The organism is Streptomyces sp. NPDC021093 (assembly GCF_044333135.1).
Taxonomy (GTDB): Bacteria; Actinomycetota; Actinomycetes; order Streptomycetales; family Streptomycetaceae; genus Streptomyces.
Genome location: NZ_JBIRQJ010000014.1, coordinates 209351 through 229693 on the forward strand (window position 1 = coordinate 209351; position 20343 = coordinate 229693).

The 20343-nt window shown below is 70.9% G+C and carries 14 protein-coding genes; 7 read left to right on the top strand and 7 right to left on the bottom strand.

What is annotated here, in order from left to right:
• The first annotated feature begins 72 nt into the window (after nucleotides 1-72).
• The gene (locus ACH4SP_RS36155; RefSeq protein WP_398421546.1) at nucleotides 73-1083 is read left to right on the top strand and encodes a helix-turn-helix domain-containing protein; all 1011 of its coding nucleotides are present in this window, start codon (nucleotides 73-75) and stop codon (nucleotides 1081-1083) included.
• 102 nt (nucleotides 1084-1185) lie between these two features.
• On the opposite strand, the gene cspE is transcribed toward ACH4SP_RS36155, so the two are convergent.
• On the bottom strand, nucleotides 1186-1389 hold the full coding sequence (gene cspE / locus ACH4SP_RS36160; RefSeq protein WP_398421711.1) for a transcription antiterminator/RNA stability regulator CspE: 204 nt from the start codon (nucleotides 1387-1389) through the stop codon (nucleotides 1186-1188).
• 314 nt (nucleotides 1390-1703) lie between these two features.
• Here cspE and ACH4SP_RS36165 point away from each other — a divergent pair, with 314 nt between their 5' ends.
• Nucleotides 1704-2099 carry a VOC family protein gene (locus ACH4SP_RS36165; RefSeq protein ID WP_398421548.1) on the top strand — a complete coding sequence of 132 codons (396 nt, stop codon included), beginning with the start codon at nucleotides 1704-1706 and terminating at the stop codon, nucleotides 2097-2099.
• 94 nt (nucleotides 2100-2193) lie between these two features.
• Here ACH4SP_RS36165 and ACH4SP_RS36170 read toward each other — a convergent pair whose 3' ends face one another.
• The 3 genes from ACH4SP_RS36170 to lon form a co-directional block, all read right to left on the bottom strand.
• Nucleotides 2194-3093, bottom strand: coding sequence for a hypothetical protein (locus ACH4SP_RS36170; RefSeq protein ID WP_398421550.1), 900 nt, complete (start codon nucleotides 3091-3093; stop codon nucleotides 2194-2196).
• A 74-nt stretch (nucleotides 3094-3167) separates the two neighbouring features.
• A complete protein-coding gene (locus ACH4SP_RS36175; RefSeq protein WP_398421552.1) occupies nucleotides 3168-4055 on the bottom strand; it encodes a TIGR03619 family F420-dependent LLM class oxidoreductase in 888 nt (295 codons plus the stop codon).
• A gap of 157 nt (nucleotides 4056-4212) precedes the next feature.
• Nucleotides 4213-6630: an endopeptidase La gene (gene lon / locus ACH4SP_RS36180; protein WP_398421554.1), complete on the bottom strand. Its 2418-nt coding sequence runs from the start codon at nucleotides 6628-6630 to the stop codon at nucleotides 4213-4215.
• A gap of 181 nt (nucleotides 6631-6811) precedes the next feature.
• On the opposite strand from lon, the gene ACH4SP_RS36185 reads away from it, so the two are divergent.
• Nucleotides 6812-7462 carry a GNAT family N-acetyltransferase gene (locus tag ACH4SP_RS36185; protein WP_398421556.1) on the top strand — a complete coding sequence of 217 codons (651 nt, stop codon included), beginning with the start codon at nucleotides 6812-6814 and terminating at the stop codon, nucleotides 7460-7462.
• 186 nt (nucleotides 7463-7648) lie between these two features.
• On the top strand, nucleotides 7649-8206 hold the full coding sequence (locus ACH4SP_RS36190; protein ID WP_398421558.1) for a hypothetical protein: 558 nt from the start codon (nucleotides 7649-7651) through the stop codon (nucleotides 8204-8206).
• 46 nt (nucleotides 8207-8252) lie between these two features.
• On the opposite strand, the gene ACH4SP_RS36195 is transcribed toward ACH4SP_RS36190, so the two are convergent.
• Nucleotides 8253-9179 (bottom strand): rhomboid-like protein, encoded by a 927-nt coding sequence (locus ACH4SP_RS36195; RefSeq protein WP_398421560.1) that lies wholly within the window; start codon nucleotides 9177-9179, stop codon nucleotides 8253-8255.
• Nucleotides 9180-9807: 628 nt separating this feature from the next.
• Here ACH4SP_RS36195 and ACH4SP_RS36200 point away from each other — a divergent pair.
• The 3 genes from ACH4SP_RS36200 (at nucleotide 9808) to ACH4SP_RS36210 (ending at nucleotide 15965) form a co-directional block, all read left to right on the top strand.
• Nucleotides 9808-10545: a response regulator transcription factor gene (locus tag ACH4SP_RS36200; RefSeq protein WP_362418308.1), complete on the top strand. Its 738-nt coding sequence runs from the start codon at nucleotides 9808-9810 to the stop codon at nucleotides 10543-10545.
• On the top strand, nucleotides 10542-11816 hold the full coding sequence (locus ACH4SP_RS36205; protein ID WP_398421563.1) for a sensor histidine kinase: 1275 nt from the start codon (nucleotides 10542-10544) through the stop codon (nucleotides 11814-11816). The genes ACH4SP_RS36200 and ACH4SP_RS36205 overlap by 4 nt, the downstream gene beginning before the upstream one ends.
• 279 nt (nucleotides 11817-12095) lie before the next feature.
• Nucleotides 12096-15965, top strand: a complete 3870-nt coding sequence (locus ACH4SP_RS36210) for a multifunctional oxoglutarate decarboxylase/oxoglutarate dehydrogenase thiamine pyrophosphate-binding subunit/dihydrolipoyllysine-residue succinyltransferase subunit (protein WP_398421565.1) — start codon at nucleotides 12096-12098, stop codon at nucleotides 15963-15965.
• A gap of 121 nt (nucleotides 15966-16086) precedes the next feature.
• Here ACH4SP_RS36210 and fxsT read toward each other — a convergent pair whose 3' ends face one another.
• Together fxsT and ACH4SP_RS36220 are read right to left on the bottom strand one after the other, a co-directional pair.
• Nucleotides 16087-19077, bottom strand: a complete 2991-nt coding sequence (fxsT, locus tag ACH4SP_RS36215) for an FxSxx-COOH system tetratricopeptide repeat protein (RefSeq protein WP_398421567.1) — start codon at nucleotides 19075-19077, stop codon at nucleotides 16087-16089.
• 25 nt (nucleotides 19078-19102) lie between these two features.
• Nucleotides 19103-20317: an FxsB family cyclophane-forming radical SAM/SPASM peptide maturase gene (locus ACH4SP_RS36220; RefSeq protein WP_398421713.1), complete on the bottom strand. Its 1215-nt coding sequence runs from the start codon at nucleotides 20315-20317 to the stop codon at nucleotides 19103-19105.
• Nucleotides 20318-20343 lie beyond the last annotated feature (26 nt).

A 20343-nucleotide genomic window follows, 5' to 3' on the forward strand; every position in this document is an offset into this window, starting at 1 on the left:
AATGTTTCCTGTGTGTTCAGATGTGGACACGCACACTTGTGTGCATGGTGTGCTCACGAAAGAATTCGGCCCATGATCGAGGGGGAAGAACTGCACAGCCTCGGCCTGGGGGAGGTCGAGGGACGCGTCTACGAGGCCCTTCTGAAGGAACAAGCCTCCTGCACAGCTCAGTTGGCAAGACTCCTGGAACTCCCCGTTCCGCGGATCGAAGAGGCCCTGACCAGCCTCTCCGCATCCGGCTTCACCGTCCCCGACCCGGACGGAACACCTCGCCCGGCCGCCCCGGCCGCCGCGATCCGCACACTCATCCATCGACGTCAAGCGGAACTCCACATCCGGTCAGCCGAGTTGGAGCGGCTGATGATGTCCGCCGACCGCATCGCGGGCCGCCTCACGGCGGGTTCACACAGTGCGTCGGAGGGCGGCATCGAAATCGTCACCGGCCCGCGCCAGATCGGCGAGCGCGCCGAGTCGCTCCTCGCCTCCGCCGAACAGGAGGTGGTGATCCTGGACCGCCCGCCGTACGCGAAGGCCGACGCCGACCATCCCGACCGGCCACCGGCCCTGGACATCGAGGCCCTCCTCGCCCGGGGCATCACGGTCCGCGCGGTCATCGACCGGGAGGGCCTGGGCTTCCCGGGCCGGATGCGCTCCCTCACCGCCCTGGCGGCCCGCGGCCTGCGGGCCCGCGTCACCTCGGGCGTACCGACGAAGCTCATCGGCATCGACCGCCGCATCACCCTCCTCCCGCCCACGGAGTCGGCCGACCCGACCGCCTCGGCCCTGGTCGTGGGCGACGCGCTGCTCCGCAACGCCCTGCTCCCGCTCTTCGAGACGGTGTGGGACCGCTCCATCCCCCTGGGCAGCAGCGGTACGGGCCCGACGTCCGACCCCGTGTCGGGCCAACAGCGGGAGCTGCTCGGCCTGTTGGCGGCCGGCCTCAAGGACGAGGCGATAGCCCGCCGGCTCGGCGTGCACGTCCACACGGCCCGCCGCCGCATCACCCGCCTCCTGGAAGCACTGAACGCGGAGACCCGCTTCCAGGCGGGGGCACAGGCGGCGACGAGGGGGTGGCTGGCCTGAGCCGATGAACGGACGGGGCGCGGTGACCCCGGGACCGCACCGACGGCCCCGGGGCCACCGGGCTACAGGGCTACAGGACTACAGGACTACAGAGCTACAGAGCTACAGAGCAGTGACGTTGGCCGCGGAGGGCCCCTTCGAGCCGTTCTCGATGCTGAACTGGACGCGCTGACCCTCGGCCAGGGTCTTGAAGCCCTGGCCCTGGATGGCGGAGAAGTGGACGAACACGTCCGCGCTGCCGTCCTCGGGGCTGATGAACCCGAAGCCCTTGGACTCGTTGAACCACTTCACCGTTCCGTTGATCAGATTCGACACTGCGCACTCCCTCTTCCTGCCGGATGGTGCCGGACGTACGGACACGGGGTCCCTGGCCGGAACCACCGCCACTGATCGTGATCATGGCAGTCGCCCGGAAACGCGTCCACGGACGGAATCCGGCCACGGCCCGCCCCGAAGGGCAGCAGCGCCCCCTTCCCGAGGGGATCCGGCCGCGGGCCGTACGCACTCTTGACGCCCCGTGATCCGCATGCATAACCTCCCGGCACGGCATCGCGCGTCGGCCACCGGCCGGGTGGGGCGTGGAGGTAGCCCGTGAGTTTGCCCATCGGAGGCATTCCACCGTGTCAGTCCAGCTGAATCACACGATCGTCTTCTCCCGTGACAAGCGGGAATCCGCAGAGTTCTTCGCCCACATCATGGGCCTTGAAGTCGGCGCCGAATGGGGCCCGTTCATCCAGGTCACCCTCGCCAACGGCATCGAACTCGACTTCGCGACGCTGCCGCCCACGCAGGACGTCTTCCCGCAGCACTACGCGTTCCTCGTCAGCGAGGACGAGTTCGACGGCATCTTCGCCCGCATCCAGGCCAAGGACCTGCCGTACACGGCGGACCCGCACGGCAAGCAGCCCGGCGAGATCAACCACAACGACGGCGGCCGGGGAGTCTACTTCCCCGACCCGTCGGGACACGGCCTGGAGGTCATCACGGTGCCGTACGGAGGGTTCGGGACGGCGTAGCGGTACGCGGCGAGCACGGCGAGCACTACGACGGAGGCGGGACCCTTCCGGGCCCCGCCTCCGCTCTATGACCTCTGCCTCTGCCCCTCTGCCTCTACTCGCCCTCGGTGAAGAGCTCGTCGGCGGACGAGACCGTCCAGGCCAGCTCCGACCAGCGGCCGAGCACGTCGAGGTCCTTGCAGGAAGCGATGCGTTCCCTGGCTTCGAGGGAAGGCTCCAGCCCTCGACGCTCCAGCACCGTCAGCAGGGCCGCTGCACGCTCCTCGACACGACCCTCCGCAAGGCCCTCCACGCGGCCCTCCGTCCGCACCTTCTGAGCAGCCTCGGAACGGAAGAAGATATTCAGGGTGTCCATCAGTTTCCTCCAGGTCTGCTGGGCCGACGCGTCCGCCAGACCCGCCTCGACATATTCGGCGTAGATCACCGCTTCGTTCGGGTCCAACCCGTCCAGGGCATCGGCCAGTGCTTTCAGTATGGCAGCGACGCCCGGATCATTACCATGCGTGATCGCAGAGAACACGGCGAGTGGAACATTGCTCCGCACCTGCTCCGGCTCGGCGATCACCGGAACGTTGTCCGGCCCCAGTACCAGCGGCCTGACCAGCAAGGATGGCAGCCCCGGCAGGCCGAACTCGATCGGCTTCGCAGCCCAGCGGGCCGTTGCGCGATCGTGGCACAGCACCAGCAGCACGGGCTGGCAGTCGTACTTGTCCAGCAGGTACGCCAGGTAGTAGGCCCAGCTGCGTCGTTTGCGCTCGGCCGGGCGGCCCTGGGACTCCAGAATGACGAAGTACTTCGCGCCCTTCGTGTCGATGCGCAGGATCGTGTCCGCGCGGCGTTCGATCGCTTCGATCTCGGTCAGGTCCACGCTGACCGGCTCGATCTTGTCGTACGCGGGAAAAGGGACGCCCAGTAGTTCCTGGAGGGCGTCGATCAGCAGGCCGGTGTCCCGTTGGAACACCTTGTGCAGGGATTCGTGGTGCGCTGAGACCATGGCCCGGACGCCAGGGCGGTCCCGGCATGTGCCGCAGGCTCATGCCGGGCATTCACCCGGATGGGTTGCGGCAGCTATCCGGCCAGTACCAACTCGCGTATTGCCGCGCCCAGTTCGAGTGCCTCGGCCGGTTCGCGGACTGCCTGTTGGAGTTCGACGAAGACGCCGTCCGCACCCGTTTCCCGTACGCCTCGCAGGATCGTCGCGATGTCCTGGGCGGACTGACCGGCCTTCACGTTGCAGCGGATCTGCTGGCGCAGGGTGTCCGGGTCGCGGCCCGCTTCCTCGGCGGCGTTGCGGGCCGTGGTCCAGAGTGCGGTGTGGGCCGCCGCGGGCAGGGCGACTCCTGCCCAGCCCGCCGCCCGGCGGCCTATCCGGCGCATCGCGGCCGGGGTGAAGCCGCCCAGGAGGACGGGCGGGCCGCCGGGCTGGACCGGGCGGAGGTCCACGTGCGAGCGGGGGATGGTCCACTCGGTGCCCTTGTGCTCGAAGGGGTTGGTGGTCCAGATCGCTTCGAGGACGTCGAGTATTTCGTCCAGGTGCTTGCCGCGCTTGTGCCAGTCCGCGTTGACGGAGGTGTACTCGTCACGCAGCCAGCCGACGCCGAAGCCCGGGTCGAGGCGGCCGTTGCTGACCTGGTCGAGGGAGGTGAGGCTGCGGGCCAGGAGCAGGGGCGGGTACCAGGGGGCGTTGAGCGTGCTGGTGCCCAGGCGGGCGCGGGTGGTGGCGGTCGCCGCGACGGTGAGGACGGTGAGCGGGTCGAGGAAGGTGGTGAAGCCCTCGGGGTAGGGGTTCTCCTTCGTGTGACCCGTGTAGATGTCGCTCGGCGCGACGGGGGTCAGGGAGCGGTCGCCGACCCAGAGCGAGTCGAAGCCGATCTCCTCCGCGTCGCGGGCGAAGGAGGCGATGAGGTCGGGGCGGGCGTGGGTGCCGTACTGGGGCAGGGTGATTCCGATGTCCATGACATCAATCTGTATCACCGGGGCATGTGGGAACGTCCATGGTTCGGCGGGGTGTTGTCGTCGTCGTACGGGGCCTCGCCGGCCCACGGGCGTACGCGGTGAGGGGCGGGACGGGGTCGATTCCCGTACCGCCCCTCTCACTTGAGAGCGCTGAAGGCTACGCGGCCACCCGCGCGGCCACCCGCGCCGGTGCCAGCGCGAGCTCCAGCACCTGGCGGACGTCCGTCACCGGGTGGACCTCCAGCTTTTCGAGGATCTCGGCGGGGACGTCGTCCAGGTCGGCCTCGTTCCGCTTGGGGATGATCACGGTGGTGGCGCCTGCCCGCTGCGCGGCGAGGAGCTTCTGCTTCAGGCCGCCGATGGGCAGGACGCGTCCGGTGAGGGACACCTCGCCGGTCATCGCCACGTCGTTGCGGACCTGCCGCCCGGAGAGGAGCGAGGCGAGAGCGGTCGTCAGGGTGATGCCCGCACTCGGCCCGTCCTTGGGCACCGCGCCCGCCGGGAAGTGGATGTGCACGCCCCGGTCCTTCAGGTCGCGGACCGGCAGCTCCAGTTCGGCCCCGTGGGAGCGGAGGAAGGAGAGCGCGATCTGCGCGGACTCCTTCATGACGTCACCGAGCTGGCCGGTGAGGGTCAGACCCGCGCCGCCCGTCTCGGCGTCGGCGAGGGAGGCCTCGACGAAGAGGACGTCGCCGCCCGCCCCGGTCACGGCGAGGCCGGTGGCCACACCGGGTACCGCGGTGCGCCGCTCCGCCGGGTCCTGGGCGGACTCGGGCACGTGGTGCGGGCGCCCGATGAGGTCGCGCAGGTCGCCGTCCTGGATGGCGAACGGCAGCTCCCGCTCGCCCAGTTCGTGCTGGGCGGCCACCTTGCGCAGGAGCCGGGAGACCGCGCGCTCCAGGTTCCGTACGCCTGCTTCACGGGTGTACTCGCCCGCCAGCTTGCGCAGCGCCGACTCGTCGAGGGTGACCTCGCCCGGCTCCAGGCCCGCCCGGTCGAGCTGGCGCGGCAGCAGGTGGTCGCGGGCGATGACGACCTTCTCGTCCTCGGTGTAGCCGTCGAGGCGGACCAGTTCCATGCGGTCGAGGAGGGCCTCGGGGATGGCTTCCAGGACGTTGGCCGTGGCGAGGAAGACCACGTCGGAGAGGTCGAGTTCGACCTCCAGGTAGTGGTCGCGGAAGGTGTGGTTCTGGGCCGGGTCCAGGACTTCGAGCAGGGCTGCGGCCGGGTCGCCGCGGAAGTCCGAGCCCACCTTGTCGATCTCGTCGAGGAGGACGACGGGGTTCATCGACCCGGCCTCCTTGATGGCGCGGACGATACGGCCGGGCAGCGCGCCGACGTACGTACGCCGGTGGCCGCGGATCTCGGCCTCGTCGCGGACGCCGCCGAGGGCGACCCGGACGAACTTCCGCCCCATCGCGTGGGCGACGGACTCGCCGAGCGAGGTCTTGCCGACGCCGGGCGGGCCGACGAGGGCCAGGACCGCACCGCCGCGACGGCCGCCGACCACGCCGAGCCCCCGGTCGGCCCGGCGCTTGCGCACCGCCAGGTACTCGGTGATGCGCTCCTTCACGTCGTCCAGGCCGGCGTGCTCGGCGTCCAGGACCTCGCGGGCGCCCTTGATGTCGTACTGGTCCTCGGTGTGCTCGTTCCAGGGGAGTTCGAGGACGGTGTCGAGCCAGGTCCTGATCCAGGACCCCTCCGGGGACTGGTCGCTGGACCGCTCCAGCTTCTCGACCTCCTTGAGGGCGGCATCGCGCACCTTCTCGGGCAGGTCGGCGGCCTCGACGCGGGCCCGGTAGTCGTCGGACTCCTCGCCGTCCGACTCGCCGTTGAGCTCCCGCAGCTCCTTGCGCACGGCGTCGAGCTGCTTGCGCAGCAGGAACTCGCGCTGCTGCTTGTCGACGCCCTCCTGGACGTCCTTGGCGATGGTCTCGGCGACGTCCTGCTCGGCGAGGTGCTCGCTCAGCGCGGCCAGCGCCAGGCGCAGGCGGGCGACCGGGTCGGCGGTCTCAAGGAGTTCGATCTTCTGGGCGGTGGTGAGGAAGGGCGAGTAGCCCGAGTTGTCGGCGAGCGCGGAAACGCCCTCGATCTGCTGGACGCGGTCCACGACCTGCCAGGCGCCGCGCTTCTTCAGCCAGGCGGTGGCGAGGGCCTTGTACTCCCTGACCAGCTCGGCGACCGCACCCGGCAGGGGGTCGGGGTCGGCCTCCTCGATCCGTACGCCCTCGACCCAGAGCGCCGCGCCGGGCCCGGTCGTGCCCGCGCCGATCCTGACGCGGTCGCGGGCCCGGATGAGGGCGCCGGGGTCGCCGTCGGACAGCCGGCCGACCTGCTCGACGGTGCCGAGCACGCCCGTACCGGCGTAGGTGCCGTCGACGCGCGGAACAAGAAGCACCTGCGGCTTGCTGCTGTCTGAAGAAGCGCCGCCGGCACGAGCAGCGGCCTGTGCCGCCTCGACCGCCGCACGCACCTCGGTGTCGGACAGGTCCAGGGGCACCACCATCCCGGGCAGCACGACCTCGTCGTCGAGCGGCAGCACGGGCAGGGTGAGCGGTGTGGACGTCGATGCCATGATCTCCCCTTGGGCAGTGAAGTTGAGCTATGTGGACTCAATGCATGTGAGCTGCCCAGTGTTCCCCAATCCGTGTTCGCTCTGAGCGATCAGCCGTCGACGTCGGACGCTCCCGCGAGATGTAATAGCCCCTGATTAACAGTGACCATTACTCACCACAGCGGACAGCAGGGGGAACCTCATGGCCTTCGCCACCACCACCGACGCCGTAAGCGCCTGGGCCGAGGGGTGGGCCGTCTCGCGCGGGGCCGCCGATCCGGTGCCGCAGCCGTGGGGCGTGACGATCGACATCGGCCTGCCGAAGGCCGTCACCCGGCACGTCCTGTTCGACCGGTACTCCTCCGACGAGGCGACGGTCCGCAAGCTGCTGCACGCGGACGCGGCGCCCGGCACCTGGATCAAGTTCGTGGAGCCGCCGGAGGCGGTGGCGCCGTGGCTGGTCGAGGGCTGGGAGTACGACACCCCCGGCCATCTGATGTCGCTGGAGCTCACCGCGGACATGTCCGCCCCCGACGTACCGACCGGCTACATCCGGCGCAGCTGGACCCGGGCCGGGCTGACCCACGTACTGGTGCTGGCCGCCGACGGCTCCCTCGGCGTGCGCGGCCAGGTCGCGGTCACCGGACGCACGGCGGTCGTCGACCAGGTGGAGACCAACCCGGTGCACCGGCGCAGGGGCCTCGGCACCCTGATGATGCGCACCCTCCAGGCGTACGCGGCGCAGCAGGGCGCCGAGGACTGCGTGCTCGGCGCGACGGACGACGGCCGCGCGCTGTACTCGACCCTGGGCTGGCACCGGCACTCGGCGCTGACGGGAGTGTTCCGGGCATAACCCCCGGGGTTCCCGCGAGTGGAACGCGATGGTGCGGTCCGTACGTCAGAGCGACAACAGGCAGCAGCAGACGACACGGCACACGACGGGAGCACCATGCGATGGCGATCCGCACGAGCTGGGGCACGGGCCGGAGCACGGGCCGGAGCACGGACTGGGGCAGGGGCACGGGCAGGTACGGGAGCGATGGCGGCGGCAGCCCTGTGCGGGCTGCTGCTGACGGGCTGCGGCAAGGGGACGATCGCCGACCCCGGGACGGTCACCGGCAGCACGGGCCCGTCGGCCGGTACTTCGGCGGGCACCTCACCGAGCACCGGCACACCGCCGGGCACCGCTCCGGCACCGACCACCGCCCCGCCCACCGGACTCCCGCCGTCCTCGCCCCCGGAGCCCACCACGTCCGTACCCGGGAAGCCGAAGCGGCTCGTCGCCGGCACCCTCAGCGGCGGCATCGACGGCCGGCACCGCAGTGTCGTGGTGAACGACGACGGGTCGTACACCGCCCTGGACCGTAAGAAGCCCCCGAAGACCGGGCGGATGGCCCCGGCCGAGCTGGCCGAACTCCGCGCCGCCCTCGCCGATTCGGACTTCGCGACGCTGCCCCGGGTGTCGGTCGCCAGCCCTCCGATCGCGGACGGGATCGCCACCGCCGTGGTCTACCAGGGGCGCGAGGTCGTCACGGACGGCATGAAGAAGGTCCCGAAGCTGGACCGGATCATCGCCGCCCTGCCGGGCCTCGGCTGATCCGCCCCGCCCGATCGGTCCGCCCCGTCCGATCGACCCCGACCGATCAGAGGTACGAGGGAGCGGCCCGCTCCGCCTTCCAGCGCCGTACGAGCGGCCAGGTCGCCAGCCCCAGGCACAGGGCCAGCGGGTGGCCGAGCGCGGTCAGCGGGTCGGTGTACGCGATCAGGTCCTGCAGCAGTACGAGCGAAACGGCGCCCAGCAGCCCCCACCGCAGCCACTTCAGCCGCAGCACCCCGGCGAGCGCGCCCACGGACGCCATCAGGCCGAAGCTGATGCCGAAGTCGAGCCGGTGGAGGGAGGTTTCGGGCAGGTGCCCGACCCAGACGGCGATGCCGACCGGGACTTCGGTGGCCAGCGAGGCGACGACGTGCCCGAAGGCGAAGACCCCCGCGGCGCGGAGTCCGCCGATGCGGCGCTCCAGCGCGGTGAGGATCACCAGGAACCCGAGGGCGTACGGAGAGGCCAGCCCTCCGGCCACCCACAGCGCGCTGCCCGCCAGGGCGACGATCGGGGTGTGCGTGAGGTGGGCGACGTCGGTGCTGGAACCGCGCAGCATCGCGGAGACGGTGGCCGGGTCGCCGAACTGCGCGTAGAGAGAGGTCGCGATCAGGACCAGGGCGTAACAGAAGGTGAAGGGGGTGCCGGTGGGGGTGGGCAGCAGGTGCCAGAGGTGCCAGCGCCGATCGGGCCCGGCAGGCAGGTCGGCGGCGGCACGCACACCCGTGACGGCAGGTGCGTCCCCGGCGGCAGGTGCGTCCGCGATGCCAGATGCACCAGTGACGGCAGGTCCTCCCGCGATGGCAGGTGCTCCCGCGACGACAGATGCATCGGACAGCGCTCCCGGCCCCGGCGCGGACTCCAGTCCCGACCCGGACTCCAGCCCCGGCCCTGACTCCGACCTCGCCCCGGACTCCGGCCCGCAGGGCACGCCCGTGTCCTCGACCGCCCCGTCGTGCTTCTTCTGCTTCATTGCTGCACGGTGCACTGCGTGAGGCCTCTTTCCCCCGGGCACCGCGCCCCGGGGCGGGCGGCCGGAATCGTCAAGCCACGCCCGTGTCCCTCGGCCGCGTCTCTCGCGTTCGCTTGCTGCTTCTGAAGCAGACAACGCTCACCCTCCGCCGGATTCTCCCACCACGTCTATGACTCACGTCACATCGGGTGCGGCCGAGGCAACCTTCCCCTCATCTGTCGCGTCGGGCACGGTCGCAGCGGGCCGGGAAGTACACGTGAGCGGGCCGGGACGAGGGGTGCCGACAGCCTCCGGTGCCCCACCCGAGGCAACATTCACAAGTCCTACACGTTTGCGCGTACAACCATGTCCCCGGTGAGCAACGGGTTACCGAGCCACCACAGTGCGGCACGATGCCTACGCAACGTCTACCTCCTTGTGCACAGGGCGAGTAGCGGCGCCGGGACTTTCGAAGAGTCATTGCGGAATGTCGTATTCAGCGAGATTCGGGCGATGAGGAATGAGTTGCCCGCGGCGTCGCTTTCGGGGCCTGTAGGGGCCGTTGCACCGCGTAGCCGTGAGCTGGTCAGTGCCCTTACGCTGCTCACCTGACCGCGGGATCTTACGAACGCACTCCAGGGGCGGGGCGATGGAGCAGACACACACCAGCCACAACGGCCTCGCGGCCACTCCCGGCGCACAGCGCCGGGTACTGGTCGTCGAGGACGATTCCACGATCGTGGACAACATCGCGGCCCGGCTTCGGGCCGAGGGCTTCCAGGTGCAGACGGCGGGCGACGGCCCTGCGGCCGTGGACACGGCCGAGGCCTGGCAGCCGGACCTCATGGTCCTCGACATCATGCTGCCGGGCTTCGACGGGCTCGAAGTCTGCCGCCGGGTCCAGGCGCAGCGCCCGGTGCCGGTGCTCATGCTCACCGCACGCGACGACGAGACCGACATGCTCGTCGGGCTCGGGGTCGGCGCCGACGACTACATGACGAAACCGTTCTCCATGCGTGAGCTGGCGGCGCGGGTGCACGTACTGCTGCGCCGGGTGGAGCGGGCGACGATCGCCGCCGCCACTCCGCGCAGCGGCATCCTCCGCCTCGGCGAGCTGGAGATCGACCACGCACAGCGGCGGGTGCGGGTGCACGGCGAGGACGTCCACCTCACGCCCACCGAGTTCGACCTGCTGGTCTGTCTGGCGAACACGCCGCGTGCGGTCCTCTCCCGCGAGCAGCTGCTCGCCGAGGTGTGGGACTGGGCCGACGCGTCGGGCACCCGGACCGTCGACAGCCACATCAAGGCGCTGCGGCGCAAGATCGGCGCGGAGCGCATCCGTACGGTGCACGGCGTGGGTTACGCGCTGGAGACGCCGGCGCCGTGAGCACCGCGGCCGGGACGATGAACACGGAGAAGGCGCGGCGACGGACGGTACGGCGATGGGTGCCGGGGCAGCGGCAGGAGTCGCGCCCGGTCCTCAGATGCCCCGACTGCGGGCACCGCGTCCGCCGTCCGCTGCGGGAGAGGCTCCGCTCCGGCAGGTTCCTGAACCAGGGGTTCCTGCTCGGCGTCCGGTCCCTGGTGTCCCGGTCCTTCACCCGGCGCCCCTTCACCATCAGGGCGAAGCTGATCTCGCTCGTCGTCGTGTCGGTGGCCCTCACCACGGGCCTGGTCATGGTGGCGCTCGCCACCAAGACCGAGCTGCGCTTCATCACCGTCTTCTCGATCATCGCGTCGATGCTGATCACCCAGTTCGTGGCGCACAACCTCACCAAGCCGCTCGACGAGATGCGGGACGTCGCCGCCGCGATGGCGCAGGGCGACTACACGCGGCGGGTCGGCGGCGAGGGCAGGCGCGACGAGCTCGGCGGTCTGGCCACCACGCTCAACCGCATGGCGGACGAGCTGGGGGCCGTCGACCAGAACCGCAAGGAACTGGTCGCGAACGTCTCGCACGAACTGCGCACCCCCATCGCGGCGCTCCGTGCCGTCCTGGAGAACGTCGTCGACGGCGTCGTGGCCGCCGATCCGGAGACCATGCGGACCGCGCTCAAGCAGACCGAGCGGCTCGGCGGTCTGGTGGAGACCCTGCTGGACCTGGCCCGGCTGGACAACGGCGTCGTACCGCTGAAGGCGCACCGCTTCGAGGTGTGGCCGTATCTGTCGGGCGTGCTCAAGGAGGCCAATCTGGCCGCCGCGCAGCGCGGCCTGGTCTCCGGGTCCGGGCACCACACCCGCAAGGACGTACATCTGCACCTGGACGTGTCGCCGCCCGAGCTGACCGCGCACGCGGACCAGGAGCGGCTGCACCAGGTCGTCGCCAACCTCATCGACAACGCCGTGAAGCACAGCCCCCCGCACGGGCGGGTCACCGTGCGGGCGCGGCCGGGAGAGCTGCCCGACAGCCTGGACCTGGAGGTCCTGGACGAGGGGCCCGGCATACCGAAGTCGGAGTGGCACCGGGTTTTCGAGCGGTTCAACCAGGGGAAGGCACCCGCCAAGCCCGGTTCGGGCAGCGACGGCGGTACGGGCCTCGGCCTGGCCATCGCGCGCTGGGCGGTGGAACTGCACGGCGGCCGGATCGGCGTGGCCGAATCCGAACGCGGCTGCCGGATTCAGGTCACCCTTCCGGGGACCGCTCGCGCACGCGGTTGACGTAGGGTTCGAACCAGAAACGGACGTTCTGCGTCCGTCCTGCCAGGATGCGGATCTAACGGCCGTGTCCTCGGTCGGATGCACCCGGCTCGCACCCGGTTGACGAGAGGTCCACAGCGGAACCACGCTTGTTTCCCGCCAATTCGTGCGCCGAAACCAGCTCTCCGATGTGACTTACGCGACGGTTGACCCGCCCGGTCTGCATCTCCCGGCCGGGGAGGCGTAGCCTTTATTTCCGCTGTCCACCACCTTGCGAAGCGGAAGAGGGCGGTTAACGCCGTGTCGTCTCAGTCCCCCAGTAGCTCAAGTCTCTCGTCGACCGACCAGGACGGGCAGGGGAAGAACCCTGCCGCGGCCTTCGGTCCCAATGAGTGGCTCGTCGACGAGATCTACCAGCAGTACCTCCAGGACCCCAGTTCCGTCGACCGAGCGTGGTGGGACTTCTTCGCCGACTACAAGCCGGGCGCGGGAGTCTCCGGCGGTACGGGCGAGAAGTCGGTCCCCGCATCCGCGGCCGCCCCGGCCCAGGGCGCACCGACGCCCTCCGCCGCGACGCAGGCCGCGCCCGCCGCGCAGGCCCCCGCCACGGGCACCCCGGCCGCCGCGGCACAGCCCGCGAGCACGCCGGCCGCGCCCGCCGCCCAGGCCGCGCCGGCTCCGGCCGCCGCCAAGCCCGCCGTCCAGGCACCCGCACCCGCTCCCGCCGTCGCCAAGGCATCCGCTCCCGCTCAGAAGGCCGCACCTGTGAAGCCCGCTCCTGCCGACGGGGCCACCGCCCCGGCCGGCCCCGAGTTCGTCACCCTTCGCGGCCCCGCCGCCGCCGTCGCGAAGAACATGAACGCCTCCGTCGAGGTGCCCACGGCCACGTCCGTGCGCGCCGTGCCGGTGAAGCTGCTCTTCGACAACCGCATCGTCATCAACAACCACCTGAAGCGGGCCCGGGGCGGGAAGATCTCCTTCACCCACCTCATCGGCTTCGCGATGGTGCAGGCCATCAAGGCCATGCCGTCGATGAACTACTCCTTCACCGTGAAGGACGGCAAGCCGACCCTGGTGAAGCCGGAGCACATCAACTTCGGTCTCGCGATCGACCTGGTGAAGCCGAACGGCGACCGCCAACTCGTCGTCGCCGGCATCAAGAAGGCCGAGACGCTCGACTTCTTCGAGTTCTGGCAGGCCTACGAGGACATCGTCCGCCGGGCCCGCGACAACAAGCTGACGATGGACGACTTCACCGGTGTGACGGTCTCCCTCACCAACCCGGGCGGCCTCGGCACCGTCCACTCGGTGCCGCGCCTGATGCCCGGACAGTCGGTCATCATGGGCGTCGGCTCGATGGACTACCCGGCCGAGTTCCAGGGCACCAGCCAGGACACCCTCAACAAGCTCGGTATCTCGAAGGTCATGACCCTGACCTCGACGTACGACCACCGGGTGATCCAGGGCGCCGCCTCCGGCGAGTTCCTGCGCGTCGTCGCCAACCTGCTGCTGGGCGACACCGGGTTCTACGACGACATCTTCAAGGCGCTGCGGATCCCCTACGAGCCGGTCCGCTGGCTCAAGGACATCGACACCTCGCACGACAACGACGTGACGAAGGCCGCCCGCGTCTTCGAGCTGATCCACTCCTACCGGGTGCGCGGCCACGTCATGGCCGACACCGACCCGCTGGAGTACAAGCAGCGCAAGCACCCCGACCTCGACATCAACGAGCACGGGCTGACGCTGTGGGACCTGGAGCGCGAGTTCGCCGTCGGCGGCTTCGCCTCCAAGTCGATGATGAAGCTCCGCGACATCCTCGGCGTGCTGCGCGACTCGTACTGCCGCACCACCGGCATCGAGTTCATGCACATCCAGGACCCGAAGCAGCGCAAGTGGATCCAGGACCGCGTGGAGCGCCCGCACTCGAAGCCCGAGCGCGAGGAGCAGCTCCGCATCCTCCGCCGCCTCAACGCGGCCGAGGCCTTCGAGACCTTCCTGCAGACCAAGTACGTCGGCCAGAAGCGCTTCAGCCTCGAAGGCGGCGAGTCGGTCATCCCGCTGCTCGACGCCGTCATCGACAGCGCTGCCGAGTCGCGCCTGGACGAGGTCGTCATCGGCATGGCCCACCGCGGCCGGCTGAACGTCCTCGCGAACATCGTGGGCAAGTCGTACGCCCAGATCTTCCGCGAGTTCGAGGGCAACCTCGACCCGACGTCGATGCACGGCTCCGGCGACGTGAAGTACCACCTGGGCGCCCAGGGCACCTTCACCGGTCTGGACGGTGAGCAGATCAAGGTCTCGCTCGCCGCGAACCCGTCCCACCTGGAGACGGTCGACCCGATCATCGAGGGCATCGCCCGCGCCAAGCAGGACATCATCAACAAGGGCGGCACGGACTTCACGGTCCTGCCCCTCGCGCTGCACGGCGACGCAGCCTTCGCGGGCCAGGGCGTCGTGGCCGAGACCCTGAACATGTCGCAGCTGCGCGGCTACCGCACCGGCGGCACGATCCACATCGTGATCAACAACCAGGTCGGCTTCACGGCCTCCCCGGAGTCGGCCCGCTCCTCCATGTACGCCACGGACGTGGCCCGCATGATCGAGGCGCCGATCTTCCACGTGAACGGCGACGACCCGGAGGCCGTGGTCCGCGTCGCGCGCCTCGCCTTCGAGTTCCGCCAGACGTTCAACAAGGACGTCGTCATCGACCTGATCTGCTACCGCCGCCGCGGGCACAACGAGACGGACAACCCGTCCTTCACCAACCCGCAGATGTACACCCTGATCGACAAGAAGCGCTCGGTGCGCAAGCTCTACACCGAGTCCCTCATCGGTCGCGGCGACATCACGCTGGAAGAGGCGGAGCAGGCGCTCCAGGACTTCCAGGGCCAGCTGGAGAAGGTCTTCGCGGAGGTCCGCGAGGCCACCCAGGCCCCGGCGGCCACCCCGGTCCCGCAGCCCGAGGCCACCTTCCCGGTCTCCCTGGAGACGGCGATCTCCCAGGAGGTCGTCAAGCGGATCGCGTCCTCCCAGGTCAACATCCCGGACAACGTCACCGTGCACCCGCGGCTCATGCCGCAGATGCAGCGCCGGATGGCGATGATCGAGGACGGCACGATCGACTGGGGCATGGGCGAGACCCTCGCCATCGGCTCGCTCCTCATGGAGGGCACCCCGGTCCGCCTCTCCGGCCAGGACTCGCGCCGCGGCACCTTCGGCCAGCGCCACGCGGTCCTGGTCGACCAGCACACGGGCGAGGACTACACCCCCCTCAACTACCTCTCCGACGAGCAGGCCCGCTACAACGTCTACGACTCGCTGCTCTCCGAGTACGCGGTCATGGGCTTCGAGTACGGCTACTCGCTGGCCCGCCCCGAGGCGCTCGTCCTCTGGGAGGCCCAGTTCGGTGACTTCGTCAACGGCGCCCAGTCCGTCGTCGACGAGTACATCTCGGCCGCCGAGCAGAAGTGGGGCCAGCACTCCGGCGTCACGCTGCTCCTGCCGCACGGCTACGAGGGCCAGGGCCCGGACCACTCGTCCGCCCGCATCGAGCGCTTCCTCCAGCTGTGCGCCCAGGACAACATGACGGTCGCCATGCCGACCCTCCCGTCCAACTACTTCCACCTGCTGCGCTGGCAGGTCCACAACCCGCACCACAAGCCGCTCATCGTCTTCACCCCGAAGTCGATGCTGCGTCTGAAGGCCGCGGCGTCGAAGGCCGAGGAGTTCACGACGGGCGGCTTCCGCCCCGTCATCGGCGACTCGTCGGTGGACGCGGCCGCGGTCCGCAAGGTCGTCTTCTGCTCCGGCAAGGTCTACTACGACCTGGAGGCCGAGCGGCAGAAGCGCGGCGCCACGGACACCGCGATCATCCGCCTTGAGCGCCTGTACCCGCTGCCGGGTGCCGAGCTCCAGGCCGAGATCGCCAAGTTCCCGAACGCCGAGAAGTACCTGTGGGCCCAGGAGGAGCCGGCGAACCAGGGTGCCTGGCCGTTCATCGCCCTCAACCTGATCGACCACCTGGACCTGGCCGTCGGCGCGGACATCCCGCACGGCGAGCGCCTGCGCCGCATCTCGCGCCCGCACAGCTCGTCCCCGGCGGTCGGCTCGGCCAAGCGCCACCAGGCGGAGCAGCAGGCACTGTGCAACGAGGTCTTCGACGCGTAGTCGCCGACCGCTGCTGACGCAGTAGCTGTAGTCGTACGAGGCGAAGGGCCCGGTCCCGCGAGTTGGTTTCGCGGGACCGGGCCCTTCGGCGTGCGTACGGGGACCGGGCCCCGGGGCTCCCTCAGAGCGCCTGCGGTTCGAAGTCCCAGTACGGGCGGCGTCCGTCGCGCACGTACTGGACCTGCTGGTGCTCGTCGGGGAAGTGGGCGGCGAGCCGGGTGAGGGCGTCCTGGCGGATCTGCTCGGCCTCCTCGGTGCGGCCGACGGTGTGCAGGTCCTGGGCGAGACCGGCCGCCAGGTTGAGGGTGAGGACGTGCGAGTCGCCGACGGCGGCGCGGGCCCGGGGCAGGGCGGCGCGGCCCAGCTCCGCCGCGCCCTCCGGGTCGCCCGCCGTCGCACGGGCCGACGCGGTGTTCATGGCGATGCCGATCGACCAGGCGTGGCCGGTGCCCAGGGCGGCCTCCATGGTGGCGCGGGCGGCTTCGGAGCGCGCGAGTGCGGCGGTGTGTTCGCCCTGGTCGCGCTGGATGAGCGCGCAGTTGTCCTGGACCCCCGCCGTGTACGGGTGAGTTGGGCCGAGCTGGGTCTCGTAGCGCGCGGCGGCCTCCTCGGCGATCTCGCGGGCGCCCGGCAGGTCGCCGGTGTCGCGCAGCAGCATCGCGTAGTCGGCGCTGACCAGGAGTGCTTCGGGGTGGTCGGGGCCGCGGCGGCGGATGATGTTCGTGCGGACCTTGCGCATCAGGGCGCACGCGTAGTTGAGGTTGCCGTCGCGGCGCATGCACAGGGCCAGGTTGTGTTCGGCGATCAGGGTCTCGCTGTGGTTCTTGTCGAGGACCTGGGCGTGCAGGCGGCAGTTCTGTTCCTGGATGTCGAGGGCCTCGCGGTAGCGGCCGAGCAGCCGCAGCATCCACGCGGTGTGCAGGCCCGCGTGCAGGGTGAGGCGGGCCTTGCCGCCGAAGAGCCGGATGGACTCCTCCAGGATCTCGCTGTGCCGGTCGTAGGCCTCCTGGTAGTGGCCCTGGAGGCCGATGGTGATGGCGAGGTTGGAGCGGATGGAGAGGATGCGGGGGATCTGGAACTCGCCGAGGAGGTGGGTGGCGTCGCTGGCCGCCTCGTCGAAGAGGGTGCGGGCCTCGTCGTACGCGCCCAGTGCCATCAGGGTGCCGCCGAGGCCGTTCTTGGCGCGGACCAGTTCGATGGGGCGGACCTCGGAGCCGGAGGACACCAGGGCGAGGGTGGCGCGGCCGATCTCCTCGGCCTCCCGGTAGGAGCCGAGCCTGCGTTCCATGTTGGCGTGCTGGTGGCGGGCGACCAGGACGTCCGGGTCGGTGGGCCCGGAGAGCTTCGTCCAGGAGTCGGCGGCGGACGCGCTGAGCCTGCGGCCCTCGATGTACTCGCCGCGCACCCGCAGGTACTCGACGCAGTTGAGGACGACCGCGCGCACGTCCCGGTCGGTGGAGCCGAGGGCGCCCGCGAGTTCGAGGTGCGGGACGAGTTCGGCGTACCGGGGCCAGGTGGAGCCGTCGCCCGGGTCGCGCGGGTCGCCCGCGACGAGGACCCGGCAGGCGATGTCGGACGCGCGGGCGAAGTCGGCGGCGGAGAGGTGGCCGCGGACGAAGCGGTGGAAGAGGCGGTGCATGCGCAGGGTGCCGACGGTGACGATGTCCAGGCGCGGGCCCGGCTCGTACTCGACGCGCATCGACGTCGCCTCGGACAGGCTGCGCAGCGCCGAGTTCCAGGTGCTGGGCTCGCTGACCAGGGCCGCCAGGTGGGCGGGGAGGTCGCCGCCGCGGGCGGTGCGCAGCAGGCGGGCGGGGACGACGTCGGGCGAGAAGAAGGCGAGCAGGACGAGGAGTTCGTACACCTGCGGGTGCTGTTCCATGAGGCCGTTGACGGTGCGGCCCCAGGCGGCCTTGAATCCGGCCGGGTAGTTGTCGGCCCGCCCGACCTCCGCATCGTGCGGGTTGCCGTGCCGGATGTCCCGTACGTAGTCGGGGACGGAGGCCGCCGGGTGGATGTCGAGCCAGGCGGCGGTCTGGGCGATCAGCAGCGGCAGGTCCTGTACGGCGGCGGCCAGCTGGTCGGCGTGGGCGGGGCTGAGGCGCTTGGCGCGCAGCAGGGCGAAGGCGACGGACTCCTCCCGCTCGAAGGGCGGCAGCTCGATCAGCTCGGCGCCGTACTCCGACCACTCGGTGCGCGGGGTGGTGATGAGGAGGTGCCCAGGCCCGCGCGGGAGGATCGACTCGATGGCCTCGGGGTCCTCCGCACCGTCGAGCACGACGAGCCAGCGGCCGCGCCGGCCGAGCTCCTCGCAGGCAGCGTCGATGTGGTCGCTGAGCTGGTCGCGCTGAACGGGGGCTACCCCCAACTCCTCCGCCAGATCGGCGTATTCGGAGCGGGCCCGGAGCCGGACGGAGGCGCCGACCCACCACACGATGTCGTACTCGCCCGCGTGCCGGTGCACGTACTCGGTGGCGACCTGCGTCTTGCCGACGCCGGGCGGGCCGTGCAGGGCGACCCGGGCACCCGGGCCGATCTCGGCGAAGGCGTCGTGGAGCCTTTCGAGGATTCTCTCGCGGCCGGTGAAGCGGTGGTTGTGCCGGGGCGCGTTGTCGATCTCGCGCAGGTCGTCGGGGAAGCGCGGACCGCGGCCCAGGTCGACGGGGGCGGCGACGCCGGGCCGGAGGCCGGCGGTGGCGAGCAGCCTGCGCCGTGCCTCGGCCGGGCCGAGGCCGCGCAGCCGGGTCGGGCTCAGCGGTTCGGCGGCCGGAGGGAGGGTGGCGGCGGTGACGGTGACGGCGGTGATCCGCTCCCCGTACCGGGGGACGATCTCGCGCAGGACCTCGCCCCAGGCGTCCTGGCGGTCCTGCGGGAGCCGCAGGAACCAGTCGTCGACGACGATCAGGACCCGGCCCCGGGTGGGCGCGTCGAGCAGCTCGGTGAGCGCGGACGCGTCGGCGGTGCGGTGCAGCGGGTCCCAGCGGACCAGCTTGGGGCGGGCGTCGGCACGGGTGAGCTGGTACCGCATCCAGTCCGCCCAGGACTGGGACTGACCCGCGTAGACGACTGCTACGTACTGCTTCGGCCGGGGCTGTTGCGGCGCGCTGGACATGGGGCGGCTCTCCTCGTCCGTCAACTCATCTGTGGCACACGCCCGTTGGTGGAACGCTACACGGGGGCAGCTGCTCCGCCACCCGCCGGGCGGCATGCCGGACGAAGCGCTCCAGGTCGGCGCAGTACACGCTGGGGTGCCGGAAGTCGTCGCCGGGTACGGGGTGGCCGCCGCCCGACGCGCAGTAGCGGTGGGCGTAGTTGCCGCCGCCGCAGACCCGGACGACGGGGCAGCCGCGGCAGGTGCCGGAGAGCGCCCGCACCCCGCGGTGGCGGGCGGCGATCCCCGGGTGCCGCAGCGCCTCGTCGAAGGTGTGGTGCACGACGTCGAGGCCGGTGGCCGGGGCTCCCGCGTACGTCGACTTGAGCGAGTCGACCTGTTCGATGCTGCCGTCCGTGTCGACGACGACGGCGGCGAGCGGGGACAGCCCGACGGACTCGGCTGCGCTCTCCCCGCCCAGCAGCAGCGCCACCACCTCGGTGAAGAGCCGGATCCTGGGCCGCTGCCCGTCCGCCGCAGCCCACCACAGGTCGAAGGCACGGACCAGCCAGTCGCCGTACGGGGTGGGGGCGGGCCGGTACCGCCCGGGGACCTGCCGTCCCCAGTTCCGGTGCGGCAGCAGGAAGTCGAGGGCCGGCGGGCGGAGCGCGCACAGGCTCTCGTACACCTCGTGCGGGTCGCTCGCCACGTCGATGGTGCAGAGCAGTCCTGCGTACGAGGCCGGGTGGCGGTCCGCGAGCAGCCGGGCGGCCCTCGACGCGGCGGGCCAGGAGGGGCGTCCGGCGTGGTCGGTGCGGCGGGAGTTGAGCGCGGCGGTGCCGCCGTCGAGGCTGAGGCCGACGCGGATGCGGGCGGCGGCGAGGGCGTCGAGCACGGACGGGGTGAGGAGGGTGCCGTTGCTCTGGACGGTGGCGGTGACGGCGGTGTGCGCGGGGACCTCGGCACGCACCGCATCCGTGTAGGCGATCACCGCCGCCGGGCCCTTCAACAGGGGTTCGCCGCCGTGGAGTTCTATGCGCAGGCGGGGCAGGCGGTGCGCGGCGGCGTGCTCGGCGATGCGGCGGGCGGTGGCGCGCACGGTCTCGGGGGTGACGGCCGCGGGGCGCTCGCGCCAGGTGCGGTCGGGGCTCTCGTAGATGTAGCAGTACGTGCAGGCGAGATTGCACCGGCTGTGCACCTTGAGCACGAACTGCCGGAAGGGGACGGTGGGTTCGGTAGGTTCCGTGGAGGTGGAGGGCATCGCGGGGCTGGAGAGGTGGCCCTCCG

Coding starts and splice junctions, on each gene's coding strand:
- ACH4SP_RS36155 (WP_398421546.1), top strand. CDS start 73: ATGATCGAGGGGGAAGAACTGCACAGCCTCGGCCTGGGGGAGGTCGAG.
- ACH4SP_RS36170 (WP_398421550.1), bottom strand. CDS start 3,093: ATGGTCTCAGCGCACCACGAATCCCTGCACAAGGTGTTCCAACGGGAC.
- ACH4SP_RS36175 (WP_398421552.1), bottom strand. CDS start 4,055: ATGGACATCGGAATCACCCTGCCCCAGTACGGCACCCACGCCCGCCCC.
- lon (WP_398421554.1), bottom strand. CDS start 6,630: ATGGCATCGACGTCCACACCGCTCACCCTGCCCGTGCTGCCGCTCGAC.
- ACH4SP_RS36185 (WP_398421556.1), top strand. CDS start 6,812: ATGGCCTTCGCCACCACCACCGACGCCGTAAGCGCCTGGGCCGAGGGG.
- ACH4SP_RS36190 (WP_398421558.1), top strand. CDS start 7,649: ATGGCGGCGGCAGCCCTGTGCGGGCTGCTGCTGACGGGCTGCGGCAAG.
- ACH4SP_RS36195 (WP_398421560.1), bottom strand. CDS start 9,179: ATGAAGCAGAAGAAGCACGACGGGGCGGTCGAGGACACGGGCGTGCCC.
- ACH4SP_RS36200 (WP_362418308.1), top strand. CDS start 9,808: ATGGAGCAGACACACACCAGCCACAACGGCCTCGCGGCCACTCCCGGC.
- fxsT (WP_398421567.1), bottom strand. CDS start 19,077: ATGTCCAGCGCGCCGCAACAGCCCCGGCCGAAGCAGTACGTAGCAGTC.
- ACH4SP_RS36220 (WP_398421713.1), bottom strand. CDS start 20,317: ATGCCCTCCACCTCCACGGAACCTACCGAACCCACCGTCCCCTTCCGG.